Annotated in this window: 17 protein-coding genes; 11 read left to right on the top strand and 6 right to left on the bottom strand. The window is 59.2% G+C overall.

The annotated features are described in order from the left end of the window. Positions 1-69: 69 nt before the first annotated feature. From B5F39_RS08610 to B5F39_RS08600, 3 genes are all read right to left on the bottom strand, one after another. Positions 70-483 (bottom strand): EamA family transporter, encoded by a 414-nt coding sequence (locus B5F39_RS08610; RefSeq protein WP_087366053.1) that lies wholly within the window; start codon positions 481-483, stop codon positions 70-72. 175 nt (positions 484-658) lie between these two features. Continuing rightward, positions 659-2,308 (bottom strand): carbon starvation CstA family protein, encoded by a 1,650-nt coding sequence (locus B5F39_RS08605; RefSeq protein WP_087366050.1) that lies wholly within the window; start codon positions 2,306-2,308, stop codon positions 659-661. A gap of 62 nt (positions 2,309-2,370) precedes the next feature. Next, the gene (locus B5F39_RS08600) at positions 2,371-2,856 is read right to left on the bottom strand and encodes a hypothetical protein (protein ID WP_204245079.1); all 486 of its coding nucleotides are present in this window, start codon (positions 2,854-2,856) and stop codon (positions 2,371-2,373) included. Positions 2,857-3,530: 674 nt separating this feature from the next. Here B5F39_RS08600 and B5F39_RS08595 point away from each other — a divergent pair. The 3 genes from B5F39_RS08595 to B5F39_RS08585 all read left to right on the top strand — a co-directional run bounded on the left by B5F39_RS08595 (position 3,531) and on the right by B5F39_RS08585 (position 6,448). Beyond that, positions 3,531-4,574, top strand: coding sequence for an ABC transporter permease subunit (locus B5F39_RS08595; protein ID WP_239391192.1), 1,044 nt, complete (start codon positions 3,531-3,533; stop codon positions 4,572-4,574). After that, positions 4,571-5,347, top strand: a complete 777-nt coding sequence (locus B5F39_RS08590) for an ABC transporter ATP-binding protein (protein WP_087366047.1) — start codon at positions 4,571-4,573, stop codon at positions 5,345-5,347. Before B5F39_RS08595 ends, B5F39_RS08590 begins: the two co-directional genes overlap by 4 nt. 90 nt (positions 5,348-5,437) lie before the next feature. Then, positions 5,438-6,448, top strand: coding sequence for an ABC transporter substrate-binding protein (locus B5F39_RS08585; protein ID WP_239391190.1), 1,011 nt, complete (start codon positions 5,438-5,440; stop codon positions 6,446-6,448). Between the two features lie 193 nt (positions 6,449-6,641). Here the strand turns inward: B5F39_RS08585 and B5F39_RS08580 are convergent, their stop codons facing one another. Both B5F39_RS08580 and B5F39_RS08575 read right to left on the bottom strand, forming a co-directional pair. Further along, complete coding sequence (locus B5F39_RS08580) at positions 6,642-7,994, bottom strand: MATE family efflux transporter (RefSeq protein ID WP_087366041.1); 1,353 nt, start codon at positions 7,992-7,994, stop codon at positions 6,642-6,644. Positions 7,995-8,228: 234 nt separating this feature from the next. After that, positions 8,229-9,104, bottom strand: coding sequence for a radical SAM protein (locus B5F39_RS08575; protein WP_087366038.1), 876 nt, complete (start codon positions 9,102-9,104; stop codon positions 8,229-8,231). A gap of 636 nt (positions 9,105-9,740) precedes the next feature. On the opposite strand from B5F39_RS08575, the gene B5F39_RS08570 reads away from it, so the two are divergent. The 7 genes from B5F39_RS08570 (at position 9,741) to B5F39_RS08540 (ending at position 16,368) form a co-directional block, all read left to right on the top strand. Beyond that, positions 9,741-10,538 carry an ABC transporter ATP-binding protein gene (locus B5F39_RS08570; RefSeq protein WP_087366035.1) on the top strand — a complete coding sequence of 266 codons (798 nt, stop codon included), beginning with the start codon at positions 9,741-9,743 and terminating at the stop codon, positions 10,536-10,538. A gap of 67 nt (positions 10,539-10,605) precedes the next feature. Then, positions 10,606-11,694 carry an ABC transporter substrate-binding protein gene (locus tag B5F39_RS08565; protein WP_087366032.1) on the top strand — a complete coding sequence of 363 codons (1,089 nt, stop codon included), beginning with the start codon at positions 10,606-10,608 and terminating at the stop codon, positions 11,692-11,694. Positions 11,695-11,782: 88 nt separating this feature from the next. Then, positions 11,783-12,547, top strand: coding sequence for an ABC transporter permease subunit (locus B5F39_RS08560; protein WP_087366028.1), 765 nt, complete (start codon positions 11,783-11,785; stop codon positions 12,545-12,547). An 85-nt stretch (positions 12,548-12,632) separates the two neighbouring features. Continuing rightward, complete coding sequence (locus B5F39_RS08555; RefSeq protein ID WP_087366025.1) at positions 12,633-13,736, top strand: uroporphyrinogen decarboxylase family protein; 1,104 nt, start codon at positions 12,633-12,635, stop codon at positions 13,734-13,736. 6 nt (positions 13,737-13,742) lie between these two features. Further along, the gene (locus B5F39_RS08550) at positions 13,743-14,414 is read left to right on the top strand and encodes a corrinoid protein (protein ID WP_087366021.1); all 672 of its coding nucleotides are present in this window, start codon (positions 13,743-13,745) and stop codon (positions 14,412-14,414) included. A gap of 3 nt (positions 14,415-14,417) precedes the next feature. Further along, positions 14,418-15,440, top strand: a complete 1,023-nt coding sequence (locus tag B5F39_RS08545; RefSeq protein ID WP_087366018.1) for an MtaA/CmuA family methyltransferase — start codon at positions 14,418-14,420, stop codon at positions 15,438-15,440. A gap of 124 nt (positions 15,441-15,564) precedes the next feature. Then, positions 15,565-16,368: a uroporphyrinogen decarboxylase family protein gene (locus B5F39_RS08540; RefSeq protein WP_087366015.1), complete on the top strand. Its 804-nt coding sequence runs from the start codon at positions 15,565-15,567 to the stop codon at positions 16,366-16,368. 94 nt (positions 16,369-16,462) lie between these two features. Here B5F39_RS08540 and B5F39_RS14260 read toward each other — a convergent pair whose 3' ends face one another. Beyond that, on the bottom strand, positions 16,463-16,636 hold the full coding sequence (locus B5F39_RS14260) for a hypothetical protein (RefSeq protein WP_158096000.1): 174 nt from the start codon (positions 16,634-16,636) through the stop codon (positions 16,463-16,465). A gap of 97 nt (positions 16,637-16,733) precedes the next feature. Here B5F39_RS14260 and B5F39_RS08535 point away from each other — a divergent pair, with 97 nt between their 5' ends. Next, a complete protein-coding gene (locus B5F39_RS08535; protein ID WP_158095999.1) occupies positions 16,734-17,642 on the top strand; it encodes a LysR family transcriptional regulator in 909 nt (302 codons plus the stop codon). Positions 17,643-17,757 lie beyond the last annotated feature (115 nt).

Genomic DNA, 17,757 nt, shown 5'->3' with positions numbered 1-17,757 from the left:
CGCGGACAAACAGCCGGAAATATCACGGCTTGCCGCCGACGGCTCCGAGACCCTGCGGCGGCGTTGATTTTACAGGATCAGCACGAACGTCCCTATCGCTATCAGCGCGCCGCCGATGAGCGTCTTCGCGGTGACGGCCTCGTGAAGGAATACGAAGGCCATTAGGATGCCGAGGACGACGCTGAACTTATCGACCGGGATGACCTTCGAGGCTTCGCCTATCTGGAGCGCCTTGAAGTAGAAGAGCCACGACGCGCCAGTCGCGAGGCCGGAAAGCACGAGGAACAGCCAGCTTTTTCTGCCGATGTTCCAGACGCCGCCCTCCGCCCCCGTTACGAAGACGACGAGCCACGCCATGACGAGGACGACCGCGGTGCGCACCGCCGTCGCGAGGTTGGAGTTGACGCCCTCGATGCCCACCTTGGCGAGTATCGAGGTGAGCGCCGCGAAAAACGCGGAACACAAAGCATATACAGCCCACATATAAAAACGCCTCCGAGATGTAAAAAGTTTCCAGAACCGCGAAGAATCAGCGGGAGTTGCGCCGCACGTCTCCGCGTTACCGTAAAGATAGCACTCGAACATTAAAAAGCAATAAAAAAGAGCCGCGCACTGCGGCTCCTTTCATTTTTGATTTTCCGCGCTTTCGCGCCGTCAGTTACTGCTCTATGGTCTCCCCGTGCTTTTCGCGGCTGAGCGCGGAAAAGCCTTCCTTCGTCATCATCAGCGCGAGGACGAGCAGCAGCGCGCTTATCACGGCGAGGATGTAGTTCGGGTGTCCGCTGGTGAGCGTCGCCTTGATCTCTATCACTATTCCGGCCATGCTGGTGACGAGCATGAACCAGAACGGGACGAGCAGGAAGGTCGCCTTTTTCTTGAGGCCGCGGATTATCCACATCGAAACGCCGAGTATCGCGAGCGCCGCGACGAGCTGGTTGGACGCGCCGAAAACGGGCCAGATGACCTGCCACGCCGGTATCGGGTTTCCGTCGGGGCCTTTGGCCTTGACGTAGACGAGGACGAGCGCGACGGCGACGGCGAACACCGTGGCGACGTACTTGTTGGCCTTATAGTTCGTTATCTCCTGTATCTGGTAGCGCGCGAGGCGCGTCGCCGTGTCGAGCGAGGTGAGCAGGAAGGTGTTGACCGCTATCGCTCCGAGGCGCGTCCCTAGCACAGGGTCGATGCCGACTATCGTGCAGAACTGCCCGAAGCCCGCGGCGAACGTGCCGACGGGGCCGCCTTTCTGTATGCCGCCGGCGACCATCATGGTGCCGAGCGCTATTACGGCGACGAGGCCTTCGAGGAGCATCGCGGCGTAGCCGACAGGCAGAGCGTCGCGCTCATGCGAGAGCTGCTTGGACGTGGTGCCCGAGCCGACGAGCGAGTGGAAGCCGGAGATGGCGCCGCAGGCGACGATGACGAAGAGCATCGGCCACATATCGGCCTTCGTAAGTCCGAACCAGTGCATGTCTTTCGCTATCGCGGGAACCGCGCCGCTGTCCATCGAGCCGCCGAATATCATGCCTATCGCGCCTATCGCCGCCGCGAAGTAGAGGAAGTAGGAGGCGAGGTAGTCGCGCGGCTGGAGCAGCAGCCAGACGGGCAGGACGGAGGCGAAGAGGATATATATCGCGATGAAGAAGTTCCACCAGTCGGAGCTGTGCGTGAATATCTTCGCGACTATCGGCCAGTCGCCGCCCTTGATGGAGCAGAAGGCTATTATCGCGAGCATGACGACGGTGACGAGCTTGAGGTTCATGTTGAAGCGGTAGATGAGAAGGCCGGAGACGACGGCGAGCACGATGTACATGCAGCTCACGAAGGCAACGACGGGATCAAGCACGAAGGTCGCCGTCGTAAGCACCGTGAAGACGGCGACGACGAGGAAGAGCGAAAGTATCGTGAATATGAGGAAAAGCTTCTTCGCCTTGTGTCCGATCCAGTGGTCGATGACTTCGCCTATCGACTTGCCGTCGTGGCGCATCGAGGCCATTACCGCGCCGAAGTCATGCGGGCCGCCGAGGAATATCGAGCCGAAGATGCACCATATAATGGTAGGCAGCCAGCCGAACATCGAGGCCGCCGTTATAGGCCCGACTATCGGCCCCGCACCCGCGATGGACGAGAAGTGATGGCCCAGCACGACGGCGGGATGCGTTGGACAGTAGTCCATGCCGTCGTTGAGGCGCTCCGCTGGAGTGACGTTATGATTGTCGAGGTTGTAGACCCTCGCCATAAAGCGTCCGTAAAAAATGTAACCGAGTATCAGACATAATATCGATACTGCAAACATCATGAAGAACATAAAAGTTCCACCTCCGTAAAAAATTTTTATAAAAAAGCCGGCGTCGCCCGGACAATCTTTATTTATTTTCCTACTCTTCCGGCTTTCTGTAAATCAGCCGCGAGCGGCGCGCCGGAAGCAAAAGCGCCCGGGCCGTCCGCGCCGAGCCTGCGCATCGCCGCGCGCACGAGAAAGCCGACGTCCTCGACGGCTTTGGGGATATCGCCGAAGACCGGCAGGAAGTGCAGCTCCACGAAGCCGCGCAGGCCGAAGAGCAGAGAGCTCTTCTTCATGGAATATCCCCCGCCGCCGCGCAGGAACACGAAGCGCTGGACGAGCAGGTCGCTTTCGGACTTCGCCTCTCTGCGCAGCCGCTCGGGGTCGGTTTCGCCGTCGTAGCGCCACACGAGGTAGTCGTCGGCGTAATAGCGCGCGACCTCTCCCATAAGGCCGGACTTCACCATAGAGACGCGCCTGTACAGTCCCGAAGCGGAGCCGCTGCTCCACGGCTCGAAGCGCCACTCGTCCCAGATGTCCGAGGCTTCGGCAAGGAATGAAAAATCCGCCATAAAATCATCTCCCCGGCGGAAAAATCACCCGCCGAAATTCCACGCTGCATATTATATGAAAGCCTTTTAATTGACAAGATTGACGGAACGGCGCCGTTTGAGCCGCGCGCTTAATCAAATTCCGCCGCGCCGCGCAAAAACGTAAAAACATAAGGCGCTGTGGCGCGCCGCCTTTCTTTACGACGGACGGACGGCGCGAAAAAATAATAATCCGCAAAAAACGCTGCGGGCCGCATCGGACAAGCCGTCGCTGTTTGTTCTCTCGAATAGAAATTTATAAGGCCGCCGCCTTGTTTTTATGACCGCGAGCATTTATTATAACCAAGAGGACACTATGTGCCCGTCCTCACAAATTTACGGCGTTTCGGAAGGAGGAGACTTTCTAATGTGACGTAGCTCCATAGAGCCTGTGGCATGGGCTGCACCGTCAGAGTCTCTTTTCCGCGGCGCTTCTTCAGACGCTTCCCAGAGACTCCAATAACGAAAGACTTTTGTCAATAAAGCGACGCCATGCCGCCCGTCTTCGACGGCGCGCGGCCGGCGCTTCGCGCCTGCCGGGACGTTCCGCGCGGGCGCTCGCGCAGTACGGCGGCGTATAAAGATAAAACGCGGCAGACGCGCGTCATATACGGCGCACGTGCAAAAATGAATATAAAGGAGAATGCGGTCAAATAATGAGCGATTCCAACGAAAGGAAAATCATTCCCGGCCGGCACATGACGAAGGACGAGCTGCGCGAGCTTGAGAGCGCGCCGAAAACTCCGTTCCAGATGTTCGTGGACAGGCTCGTCTGTTTTTCGCCGGTGATCGCGGGAGCGCTGGCTCTCGCGGAATATTACTGGATTCCGAACCTTCCGGGCAACGAAAGCACGAACGTCTACGCCATGTTCATCTGCGCGCTGATGGCGGCCGTTTTCGCCGTCTTCATCGCGTCGTTCGCGAACAAGAAGGTCTTTTACACTCTGCGCTATAAAGCGCCTTTTTATTCGTTCATCTTCATAATGTTCCTCGCTTACGACTGGCTGACGCTGAAAACCGGCATCCTCGTGCTGCCTTACTTCCCATGGGTGGACCAGGTGCTGCACGCCTTCATATCCGACCGCGCCTATATGACCGAGTGTACGATAAACTCGCTGATACTGCTCTTCACGGGCTACTTCACGGGCGCCGGGCTCGGGCTGGTCACGGGCGTCGCCTGCGGCTACAACAGGCGCGTCAACTACTGGATAGCCCCGTTCATGAAGCTGCTCGGCGCGATACCCTCTACCACGTGGCTGCCGGTCGTCATGGTCCTCGCCTCGACGCTGTTTAAGGGCAGCGTGTTCATCATCGCGCTCGGAGTATGGTTCTCCGTCACGATAGCTACGCAGACGGGAATCAACAACATCGACAAGTCTTACTTCGAGGCGGCCCGCACGCTCGGCGCGAAAGGCTCGCAGCTCGTCTTCCGCATCGCGATACCGTTCGTCATGCCGAACATCTTCCAGGGGCTCACGCAGGGCATGAGCTCCGCCTGCACCGCGCTGCTCGTCGCCGAGATGATAGGCGTCGAGTCCGGCCTCGGCTGGTACATAACGTGGCAGAAGAGCTGGGCGCAGTACGGCAAGATGTACGCCGCCATCGTCCTGATATGCGTCATATTCGTCGTAGTAAACGCGGCGCTCTCTTTCATCAGGAGAAGAGTTCTCCGCTGGCAGGAAGGAGTCGTCCACGAATGAGTGAAAATCTGTTAAAGCTCGAACACGTCTCAAAAAGCTTCGCGCGCACGGACGCCGCGGACGTCACGAACGCATTGCAGGACATCAGCCTCGAGGTGCGCACCGGCGAGTTCATCAGCATCGTCGGGGCGTCGGGCTGCGGCAAATCGACGATACTGCGCCTCATTGCGGGGCTGATAATGCCGACGACGGGCACGCTGTCTCTCGACGGCAGGCCGATAACCGGCCCGGCGCCGGAGCGCGGCATGGTCTTTCAGAAGCCGACGCTCTTTCCGTGGCTCACGGTCGAACAGAACGTATCCTTCAGCCTCCGAATGATGCACCAGACGGAGGGCATGGACGAAAAGGTCGAAAAACTGATTAAAATGGCGGGGCTCGAAGAATTCCGCACATCCTACCCGCACCAGCTCTCGGGCGGCATGGCGCAGCGCGTGGCGCTAATACGCACGATGATAAACAACCCCCCCGTCTTCCTGCTCGACGAGCCCCTCGGCGCGCTCGACGCCTTCACGCGGATGAACATGCAGGACGAGCTGCTCGGCATGTGGGGCGAGAGCCGCCACATGATGCTCATGGTCACGCACGACGTGGACGAGGCCCTCTACATGGGCACGCGCGTCGTGATAATGGCCCCGCGCCCCGGCCGTGTGCGCGAGGATTTGAAAATCGACCTCGAATACCCCCGCAACAGGACGAGCAGCAAATTCATGGAATACCGCAAACACGTCCTCGAAATGCTCGACTTCGGACGCGCCGAGGAAGAGACGGAGTAAGGGCGGACGGCGGCGTAAAACACAGAAACATAAGGCTGCGGCGCAGGATCTGCGGCCTTTTGTAAAATCCAAAACAAGGAGTAGATGGCAGTGAAGAGAAAGCTACTGAGCGCGGTACTGTGCTGCCTGCTAGCCTCGGCGACGCAGGCGGCCTGGGCGGCGGGAGACCCCGCCGAGGAAGAGGCGTGGAAGAAGGAACCGGCATACGGCAAGGAGATAATCGTCGGATATAACGGCGGGCTCTGCCTCGGCACCTTCGGAATCGCTCAGATGAAAGGCTTCTACGAAGAAGAGGGCCTCAAGACGAAGATCGTCCGCATGGCGGGCGGCAGCAGCGCGCAGACCGACGCGATAGGCACGGGCAAAGTGGACGTCGCGGGCGACCACATCGCGACGATGCTCGTCCCCACGATCAACGGCGTCCGCATGAAGTTCACCACCGGCATCCACACCGGATGCAAATCGCTTTACGTCCTCAATGACTCCGACATCAAGAGCACGAAGGACCTCGAAGGCAAGTACATCGCCATCCCCGACGGAATAGGCAACTCCGACCACAACATAGCGATGCGCTTCCTCAACAAGGACAACGTGGACCCGAGGAAGGTCAAGTGGAAGGTAGTCGAAGCCGGAGCTTCCGTCCTCGCGATGCAGAACGGCGAAATCTCCGCGGCGCTCCTCGGCGACCAGTTCGCGAAGCAGTTCCTCGACAACGGCACGCTGCGCATCATCCGCTCGCTCACCTTCGACGACGACTTCAAGAAGGAAGCCTGCTGCATCCACGCCGTTTCGCTCGACTTCTACAACCAGAACCCCATCACCGTCAAGAAGCTGACGCGCGCCCACGAAAAGGCCAGCGAATGGATAATGAACAACCGCGAAGAAGCCGTCAAGCTGCTCCAGGCCAACAACTGGGCCTCCGGCGACTACGACCTCGTGCTTGAGATATTCAAGACCTACGACTTCAGCATCAGCGACGAGCTCACGGAGCAGACCCTCCGCGACACCATCAACGACTACAAGAAGTTCGGCCTTATCGACAGCAGCAAGGACACCGAGGCCCTCATCAAACAGGTCTGGGATCCCGTGCTCGCCGACTAAGCGCAGCCCAAACTCCCTCAGAGAAGCGGCCCCCGAAAAGGGCCGCTTTTTCGTGCGCGCCGTAAGGCTGTATTCGCTTGCGGCGGGTTTATGGCGGCGCGTCGTAGGTTTGAAGACGCGGGATTCCGCGTCAAGCGCGGAATGACGACAAAGCCAGCTATTTCTCTTTATTAGTTAAGTAAATATAAACGCGCTACTCCGCGCCGCGCGCTTCCGTGCGCGCCGAAGTCTTGCTCCTGTAGATGAAATACGACGCCGCGGCCGTGCAGAGCTCAGCGAACCAGAAAGCGTGCCACACGCCGGCAGCGCCGAAGAAGCGGCTAAGGACGAAGGCCGCCGGTATCGTAATCACAGCGTAGCGCAGAAGCGAGATGACGAACGACGGCGCGCCCATGCCGAGCCCTTCGAGAGCGCCGGAGGCGATGACGGAAACGGTCGAGACGACGAAGCCCAGGCTTATAATATGCAGGGCCTCCGCGCCCGCGCGCACCGTCTCCGCGTTCGAGGTGAACGGGCCGATAAGCGCCTCGGGCACAGTCTGGCAGAGCAGAGTCCCCGCCGCCATGATGCCCGCCGCGAGCGCGAGCGCAGTCATACATATCCGCCGCACGCGCCCGTACTCGCGCGCGCCGAAATTGTAGCCGACGAGCGGCCTCATGCCCTGCACGATGCCGTTCGCGGGAAGATAGAGGAAGGTCTGAAGCTTGTAATAAACGCCGAGCACGACGACGTAAACCTGCGAATAACCGGCGAGAATGATATTGAGCGAAGAAATCAGCAGCGACGGAAGCGCGAGGTTGAGCGCCGCGGGCACTCCTACAGAGTAAAGGCGGCGGGCCGTCCCGCGCGTGAGGCGCGCGTACCGCGCCTCGACGTGAACCGCCATCGGGCGCAGCCTGTTCAGCAGAAGATAGAGCGCGAGCGTCAGAGTCTGCCCGATGCCCGTGGCCCACGCCGCGCCCTCGATGCCCATCGCCGGCACCGGGCCGAGGCCGAAAATCATTATCGGGTCGAGGACGATGTTCGCGACGCAGCCCGCCATCATGCACGCCATAGTCGCCGCCATGCGCCCGACCGACTGAAAAAGCTTCTCGTAGGCCAGCGACAGCGCGATCACGACGGAGAAGCCGAAAGCGATGTTCGAGTAACGCAGCCCGAGGCTCACGACCTCCGCGTCGCTCGTGAACATCCCGAGAAACGACGGCATAGCCGCGATACAGACGACCGTCAGCACGACGCCGTGAAGCGCGCTCAGCACCACGCCCTGCGTCGCCGCCGCGTCCGCGCGGTCGAACTCGCCCGCGCCGAGGTGAAAGGCGACCGCGGCGTTTATCCCGACGCCGAAGCCTATCGTAATCGCGCCGATGAGATTCTGAATCGGAAAGACGAGCGAAAGCGCCGTCATGGCCTCCTCGCTTATCTTCGCGACGAAATAACTGTCCACGATGTTGTAGAGCGACAGCACAACCATCGACAGCATCATGGGCAGAGACATCGAAAGCACGAGCGGCAGGACCGCCCTCTCCTTCATAAAAGTCTGATCCATCTCAAACGCTCCCCTTCTTCATGCGCCGGACATAAAAAAACGCCGCACGTCCGGCGTTCCCGGCAAACGTGTGGCGAAAAGTATTTTCATACAAAAAATCCACTCCGCACTCGCATGAGGCGGTTTTATATGCGTAAGATACACGCCCGGCGCGCGAGTGTCAAGCGGTTGCACATATTTTTCTGTACGGCACAGGCAGGGAAAAATCCTGAACAGAGAAGCGGCGCGCCGCTGCTACCCGCGATACCCCCACATCGGCGTCCAGCCGCGTTCCTCTTCGGTGAGCGCGGCGGCCTGGCGGCGGAATTTTTCGAGTATTCTTTGCTTGTCGCGCATGAGTTTTCCGCGGATGGGCATGACGCTGCACGGGTTCATGCCGTAGAGGTAGGTCCCTTCGGTTTCGAGATTTTCGATAAATTCCAGCTCTTCGTCCACGAGCTGGCCCAGCGTACACATTTTGAAGGCGCCGGATTTTATGTCGAGGTCGAGGCGGCTTCCGGCTTCGCGCAGCAGGTTGGTGGTGAAGACGGCGGCGGGGCGGATTTCGTTCACGAGCGCGGCGTTGGCGCGGGCGCTTTCGCTCTGCCTGCCGTACCCCGCCGCGCCGTTGATTATGTTGACGGGAAAATCTATACCTGCGCCGCGGAGCTTCGCGAGCTGTTCGCGGACATCGGCGACGGTGAAGCCTTTGTTCATAAACGCGAGCACGTCGTCTAGCGCGGACTCGACTCCGACGTTGAGCCTGTTGACGCCGAGCGCGCGCAGTTCCGCGAGCTCGCCCGGGCTTTTCGCCTTTATGTTGTGAATCGAGGCGAAGCATGAGACGCACGCGCCGGGGTAAAATCTATGCACGAGCCGCGCGATTTCGGCGAGGCGTTCCGCGGGCAGAGCGAAGGCGTCGCCCTCTTCGAGGAATACGCGCCCGACGTGCGGATATTTTTCGCGCGCCGCTGCGAGTTCGGCGCGCGCCCCGTCGAGCGGCAGGGCGCGGAAAGGTTCTCCGTGGTACATCGTGCAGAAGGCGCAGCGGTTGTAGCTGCACCCGGAGGTGACGTTTACGGCGAGCGCGCCCTCTTCCAACGGCGGTTTGAAAATTTCTTCCTCCGGCATCGTCACGCCCTCCGCTTCGTTTCGTAATCTACGACGTTACGCGATGCAATAGTATCACGTTTCCGCGCGCCCCGCTCGTTTTCCGGCTGCGCGGCGGCAAACGGCATAGAACCGAAAAATAACGGAAAAATACTTTTTTGTTCCATTTAATAAACTTTTACTCAATTAAAGATTGTTTTTTTAGACGCTATGTTATATATTACAGCCGATGCGCCGCGGATTGGACCGGCGCACAGAATATTGAAAGAAGGGATGCCTTTATGTGACGTGAAGTTGCGAAGCCTATGGTATGGGCTATAAGGGTTTTCCCTGCTTTCTGCATTCGTCGGGATTTTACCCGTATATTCCAGAGATAAGCATATTTTGAACGCAGTATGCCGGCAGGCGGGCCGCAAGACGAGGCGGTTCGCATATCGCCGTCGTGCGGCGTTTCTGAAGCGCGGCGAGTGCTGACGCCGCTGTGCGCGTTTGTGCTTATCGGTCGGAGCGCGGCGCGTAAAGCCATCCCCGTCACAGAATTTCAGACTGCATAAAAACAAACCCTTTCCGCATATTCCGGCTCCATACGCAGGATTCGCAAATTTCCCGCGCGCACAGGCATGTTCCCGACCGACGGAAAGGAGGAAAAAACGCATAATGTTGGACGTAAAGATCGACCACGTCGAATTCACATACAGCGGGACCAAGAACGTGATTCTCGGCGATATAAGCATGGACGTCCGCGCCGGCGGCTTCGCCTGTCTGCTCGGACAGTCCGGCTGCGGCAAGAGCACTCTGCTGCGGCTGCTCGCCGGCCTCGAGATGCCGGACAAAGGGACGCTGACGGTGGACGGCGAGCCGATACGCGGAGCCGGGTTGCAGCGCGGCATGGTCTTCCAGGACTACGGGCTTTTCCCGTGGATGACGGCGGGGGAGAACATAATGATCGCCCTCGAACGCCGTTTCCCTGAGATGACGAAGGAGCAACGCCGCGAACGCGCGCGCCTCTGGATGAACAACGTCGGCATGGACGATTCGCTTTTCAACAAGCTGCCCGGCGACCTCTCAGGCGGACAGAAGCAGCGCTGCGGCATCGCGCGCGCCTTCGCGATAGACCCGCCGATACTGCTGATGGACGAGCCGTTCGGCGCGCTCGACGCCGTGACGAAGGCGAAACTTCAGGACCTCGTCCTCTCGCTGTGGCGGCAGAGCGAAGGGCAGCGCAAGACGGTGTTCTTCGTCACGCACGACGTAGACGAGGCGCTGCTGCTGGCGACGGACATCTACGTCCTCAGCCAGTCTCCGGCTACGATAATGTACCACCATTCGTTTACCGAGGACGACCGTCCGACCAGAAAGAACATGTACTGCGACGAGGGCATAGCCGCCCTGCGCAACCATCTGATAAGCCTGATCTACACGGACGCGAACGACCGCGCCGCAGTAAGCCAGTAAGTTTCGGAAGTTTTTAAAGTTTTGAGAAAAAGATACGTAAGGAACAGAGAAAGGAGTTTTTTCAAAAATGAATAGGAAAGTAACCGCCGCCTGTATCGCCGTATTCGCGGCGTTCGGCATATTCTTCGCCGGAGTCCGCGCGGACGCCGCCCCGAAAGACGTGCTGAAGGTCCGCGTCGCGGCGCAACCGACCTCCGGACAGGTATTCCAGTTCATCGCCGAGGAGCACGGGTTCAACAAGGAAGAGGGCGTCGAAGTCGAAATGGTGTGGCTCAGCAATCTTTCGGACGCGGCCTCGGCGCTTATGGCGAAGCAGGTGGACGTGCTTTCGACCTACGGGACGGGCGGCCCCCTCATATACATCGCGAACGGACAGGATTTCAATATGTTCGGCGGTTATATGATCATCGGCGAGACGCCGGTCTACGGCAAGCCGGAAACAAAATACACAGGGCTTGAGAGCTTCAAGGGCAAGAAGATAGGCATTACGCGCGGCGGCACTCCCGACATAGTGCTCAAGGGCATCCTCTACGACGCGGGCTATCCGTTCAGATACGGCACGGACAAGATCATCGGAGACCCGAAGGACCCGGACATGATTCAGTTCCTCGAGTACAAGAAAAACACCGACGTACTCCAGGCCGTCGCGAAGGGCGAAGTGGACTTCGGCGCGACCGCGACCGGCTACCAGATCCAGGCCCGCATGCTCGGCCTCGAAGTCAAGATGTGGCCCGACGAACTCTGGCCCAACCATTCCTGCTGCCGTATGCTCTGCATGAACTCATATCTTAACGAAAATAAAGAGACGCTGCGCCGCCTGCTCCGCTCGTACCTCCGCGCCGAGGAATACATGCAGACGCACATGGACGAAGTCTCCGACTTAGTCGTCGAAAACCTCGACCTCACGAAGGAGACGGTAGACAGCTTCGTACACAGCCCGCACATGAAGTACGACACGGACCCGTACACGAAGAGCGTCGAAAAGATGTGGAACAAAATGGCCAACTTCGGCTACCTCACCGCGGGAAACATCGACATCAAGGACCACATGAATTCGGAAATTTACAGAGAAGCTCTCGAATCGCTGATGAAGGACTATCCCGACAGCAAGTTCTTCAAGGCGAAGATGGAGCAGTTCAAGACGAACAATTTATAAATTCCGCATCTTCGCGGACGCGGCGGCGTATCAGCGCCGCCGTCCGTTCGGGGACAAGTTATATCTCTCGGAGGACGATCTCTTACAAATGAAACTGTTTGCCGCAATCAAGGACAACATAGGCGTTATCCTGATATTCGTAGGTTTTCTCGCGGGCTACGTGCTTCTGACCGACGTCTTTCACGTGCTGAACCCGTTTCTCTTTTACAGCATCACGGTTATCCCGCCCCTTTTCTCGGAATATTTCGGGATGCTGTTCGAAGGGCTGAAAAGCTCCCTCTCGCTCCTGATATGGGCCTATATGCTGGCGCTGATATTCGGCGTCGGCCTCGGCGCGCTCGTCGGCTCGAAGAAGCTGATACGCAAGAACGTCGCGCCCTACATCAACGCTTTCAGCGCGATACCGGTCACGCTGCTCACGCCTTACGCGATAAACCTTTTCCCATCTTTCCGCATAGCCTCGATATTCATAATTTTTCTCGGGTGTTTCTGGATAATACTCGGCTCGACGACAAACGCCGTCATGACGATAGACAGGCGCTATCTCGAAAACGCGGCGACGCTTGAGATCCCGCCTGTGCAGCGCCTTTTCCGCATCGTGCTGCCGGCGGCCTCGCCCGCGATACTTACGGGCTGCAATATCGCGCTGAAGCTGGCTTTCACGCTTCTCGCCGTCGCGGAGATGTTCGGCGTGACTTCCGGAATGGGATATTTCATCCAGTATTATTCCGATTTCGGGCGTTTCGACCTCGTCGCGGTCGGGTTCATATTCATGGCGATAGTTCTGCTCGCCATACTCTACGTCTTCGACCGCATAAGGGGACGCATCATCCACTGGACGCTCAACAACTAGGAACTTACCCGCCCCTCCGAGGGCCGATAAGCAGGCGGCGCGAAGCCGCGAAAAATATATACAAAAGGTTAAAGGAGGATTTTCCATGACAGACACTATGACACCGGCGGAGCGCGGAGCCGCGATAGCGCAGGGGAAGCCTGCGGACCGCCTTCCGTGCAACCCGAACGTGGCTAACGGCGTGGCGCGCGTCTATGGCTGCAAAATTTCCGAATTCAACCACAACGCTAAGACTCTCGCCGCGGCGCAGGTGGCCTCTTACCGGAGGTTCGGCTACGACAGCATCAGGATTTTCACAGACCTTTTCCCGTGGGCCGAGGCGATGGGGGCGAAGGTGAAGTTCCCCGAGGACGACACCGCCGACCTCGAGGCGCCCGCGATCAACGACGTGAGCGAAATAGACAAGCTGCGCCCGGCCGACCCTTTCAAAGACGGACGCCTGCCCGTGCACCTCGAGGCCATGAAGTACCTGCGCGACGCAGTTGAAGGCGAAATCGGCTGTTCCTGCGGAATTCCCGGCGCTTTCACGAACGCCTTCTTCCTTATGGGGGTGGACAAGACGCTCAACATGCTGCGCAAAAATCCCGAGCCGGTGCACCGCCTCTGCAAAATATCAATGGAGACGATAAAGGCCTACGCCGCCGCCGCGATGGACATAGGGCTGACGCCGACAATATCGGAGCCTATGTCCTCGTGCACGGTCGTGAGCCCGAAGCACTTCCGCGAGTTCTCGCTGCCGTACCTCAAAGAGCTCGTCGAGTTCATCAAAGGGCGCGGCAAGGGCGTCATCATCCACATCTGCGGACAGACGAGCAAGATATGGGAAGACGTCGCGGCGCTCGGCGTTTCCGGTCTCAGCATCGACAACGTGGCGAGCATAGCCGACTGCAAACGCATCGTCGGGGACAAGGTGAAAATCCTCGGCAACGTCGACCCGGGGCGCGTCATGTACTCCGGCACGCCGCTCGACGTGCGCGAGAAGACGCTGCAGTGCATCCTCGACGGCTACGACAACCCGAAGGGCTACGTCGTCATGTCCGGGTGCAGCCTGCCGGTCGATACGCCGTTCGAGAACATCCAGATGATGATGGACACGGTGCGCGAAGTCGGATATCCGGTGAATCCCGACCGCGTGCGCGGAATGCTTGAAGAATGCAGGGAGCGGCTCGCCGCTTCGGAAGAGAGGTAAGTAAACATGTGTTCAAAGGAAGATTATCTCGCGGAGCTGTCGCGCTGCGTGCTTGAGATGGAGGAAGACGAAGTAATAGACGTGGCTAAGGCTTACGCCGACAGCGGATACGACGCGCTGGACGGCATACTAGACGGCCTCGTGGACGGCATGAAGAAAGCCTCCGACCTCTACGAGCGCGAGGAATATTTCATTCCGGAGCTGCTCGGCTGCTCGGCCGCCATGTACAACGGCCTCGACGTGCTGCGCCCGCTGCTGCCGAAAAACGAAAACGGCGCGAAGTGCAAAATAGTCATCGGCGTCGTGCAGGGCGACACCCACGACATCGGCAAAAACCTCGTCAAGATCATGCTCGAATCCGCCGGATACGAAGTTACGGACTTGGGGCGCGACGTACCCGTAGAAAAATTCGTCGAAGAAGTCAAAAAAGAGGACGCGCGCGTGCTCGCGCTCTCCACGCTCATGTCCACCTCGATGAAGAACATGGGCAAAATAATAGAGCTGCTGAAGAGCGAGGGCGTGCGTGACCGCGTCTCCGTGATAATCGGCGGCGCGCCTATATCCGAATCCTTCGCGAGAAAGATAGAGGCGGACGGCTACTCGGCCAACGCGACCGAGGCGGTGAAGCTTGTAGACAGGCTCGTCTCCGAAAAATCGGGACAGTCGAGAGAAAGGTAGCGCATGACGCCGCTTGAAAGGCTGTACGGAGCGGCCCACGGCAAAACGGTGGACCGCGCGCCGTGCGTCTGTCCCGGCGGAATGATGAACGGCGTCGTCGAAGACGTCATGCTCAAAACAGGCATCTACTGGCCGAAGGCCCACTGCGACGCACAGATGATGGCGGATCTCGCGCGCGCCCTCTGCGAAAGCGGCGGCTTTGAAAACTACGGCGTGCCCTTCTGCATGACCGTCGAGGCGGAGGCGCTCGGCGCCGAGGTGGACATGGGAGACAGCGAAGTCGAGCCGCATGTAGTGCGCCCCGCGCTTGCATCGTGCGCCGAAGCGGACGGGCTGAAGCCCTTCGACGTTACGAAAGGCCGCGCCGCCGCCGTGATAGAGGCGATACGCATACTCAAGCTGCGCAGCGCCGGCGTCCCAGTCGCCGGCAGCATAACGGGGCCCGTCAGCGTCGCCGGGACGCTCGTAGACATGAGCGTCTTTCTCAACGAGATGCGCCGGCGTCCCGACCAGTGCGCGCATCTGCTCGACGTCATCACGGACGCGCTCATAACCTACGGGCGCGCCATGGCCGGCGCAGGAGCCGACGTGATATGCGTCGCGGAGCCCAGCGGCACCGGCGAGATACTCGGCGCTGCCAGGTTCCGCGAATTCACCGTGCCTTACATCAACCGCCTGCTCGACGCGATAGACGCGCCGACGAAGATAGTGCATATCTGCGGCAAACTGCGCAGCGTCTACGGCGAACTTGCCGCTCTGCACTGCGACGCATTCAGCTTCGACGCGATAGTCAACGCGCGCGAGATACGCCCCTACCTTCCCGGCAAGGCCGTCATGGGCAACGTCAACACCCACGCCATAGGCACGATGCCCGAGGACAAAGTGCGAGGCCTCACGCGCAACGCGCTCGAAATGGGCGTGGACATAGTCGCCCCCGCGTGCGGCCTGCCGCTCGACACACCGCTCGGAAACATCCGCGCGATGGTGGAAGAGGCCAAAAACGCGGAACCGCACGCGAACGCATAAGCCGGGCGGGGCCGCAAAAGCAAAAGACGAAAAACGCGCCGCACCGCAAAAACCTCAGACGCGCTCCACGCAGGCGGAGGATACGCGGAGCGGCGCGCCCCACGGCACGAAAGAAGGAAAATACATGAACGACCTGCTCTCAATGACATGTTCGCCGGAAAACCAGGAAATGATCTCGCCGGAGCTGATACGCTCGCTCGGAATGCCGCCCGGCGAGATTTACGCGAGCCAGGAAAACATCATAAAGCTCGCGAAAGCGGCGGAAGAGGCCGACGGACGTGGATTCGCGCTGCTGCCGTTCTGCCACACCGTAGAGGCGAAAGCCCTCGGCGCGGACATAAAGCCGGCCGACGACGCCGCCGGGCCGCGCCCCGGCGCGTACACGCTCAAAAGCCCCGAAGAGCTGACGCCGGCCATTATAGCGAAAACCCCGGAGGCCGCGCGGCTGATAGAAGCATGCTCCGCCCTGGCGTCGGAAGGGCGCGCCGTCGTCTACCAGCTCAGCGGCCCGATCTCCATTTTGAGCTGCATGATGCCGCTGAACGGCTTCTTCAAAAGCTGGCGCAAAGAGCCCGAAACGGCGAGGCGCTGCCTCCGCTCCATCGGGGATATGCTGCTCGACTTCGCGCGCGAAATCAGCGCGGCCGGCGTAAAATACATATCATACTCCGACCCGGCGGGAAGCCGCGACATCCTCGGCCCCAAATACGCGAAGATGATGGCGGAAGAATTTACCCTGCCATTCCTGAAACGGCTGACCGAAGCATGCGGCGAAAAAACGACCGTGATAATATGCCCTCTGACGGCTCAGTCGCTCGCGGCGGAAAATTTCATCGCGCCGCCCGAAACAGGCAAAAATGGAACCCTCGCCGCCGGCTGCGTAAAACGCGGCGGCCTGCCTGAACGGAGGAGCGTCAGCCTCGCCTGAGCGCGCCGGACCGGCGCAAAAAAAACTGCCGGAGCCCGCAGCCCCGGCAGTTTTTTATAGGGAGAGTAAAGCCGGCGTATCCGGCCTTTTTGCGCTAGCAGACGCGGCGTGCGTTTCCGCGGGCCGCCGCGGGCATACGGCGCTCCGAGCGCGCTTCGCCCTCGTTCCAGTATTTTTCGTAGACCATCCTGCAGGCGAACGCCCCCGCGAGGACCGTTACCGCCGCCGTGATCGTTGATAATACATACCAGCTCATGATTTCCATCACAATACTGCCTCCTTCTTTGTTACAAAAAGAGCATACTCCTTTCATAGACATAAGTAAAACAATGAAATATTATATCGGGCATAAAATTTTATTATGTATGGGGGGCGGAGACATGGACGCGAAAAGCTGCGCGGCTTTTCTGAGGACGGCGGACAGGGGCAGCATAACGAAGGCGGCGTTCGCGCTCGGCTATACACAGGCGGGCGTCAGCCTCATCGTGAAAAAGATAGAGGAGGAGTGCGGCTTCCCGCTTCTCATCCGCGAGAAGGACGGCGTGCGCCTCACGCCCGAAGGCGAGCGCATGGTGCCGGTAATGCGCGAGATCGTGCGCTGGAACGAGCGGTTTTACGAGACGGCCGAAGAAATAAAGGGGGTGAGCGTCGGGCGCGTCCGCATAGGCTGCTATTCGAGCGTATCGTACCACCTGATGCCGCCCGTCATACGGGAATTCCATAAGGATTATCCTAAGATAGAGATAGACGTGCTCGAGGGCGACGTACACGAAATAGAGCGCTGGCTCGAAGAAAACCGCGTAGACGTGGGCTTTCTGAGCGCGCGGCGCGGGCAGAAGTTCCGGTACGTGAAGATAATGAGGGACCCAATCCTCGCAGTCCTGCCGCCGGGACATCCGATGTGCGGCGCTGAGACGTTTCCGCTCAAAGCCTTCGGCGACGGAACCTTCATAGTCAACGACATAGAAGACTCGCACCCGGTCATAAAGGCTTACGAAGAGCAGTACGGGCCGATGCCGGACATGAAGATAAGCTCCACCGACCAGTCGGTGATCTCGATGGCGGCCTGCGGCCTCGGCGTAAGCACATACCCCGCGCTCCAGCTTCTGGGACACGGCGAAGGCGTCGTGACGAAACGAATAGACCCGCCGTTCTTCAGAACAGTCATCATGGGACTGCGCCCCGAAGAAGAGCTGTCCCCAGCTGCGCGGCGCTTCCTCGACTACATAAAAAAATATCTCCCTGAGCTGACGAAATCCGGCGAACCGCTTTAGTATTTCGTCATACGCCGCATAAAACGAAGCAAAGAAACATCAGACAACGAGAAAAATCAGCATACGATTCCGCAAAAGAACATCCGCCGCCTATTTTCTACGATCAGATTTTCCA

Origin of the sequence: Cloacibacillus sp. An23, assembly GCF_002159945.1 — a bacterium.
Lineage (GTDB): Bacteria > Synergistota > Synergistia > Synergistales > Synergistaceae > Caccocola.
This window is presented reverse-complemented; position numbering and strand designations above follow the sequence as displayed.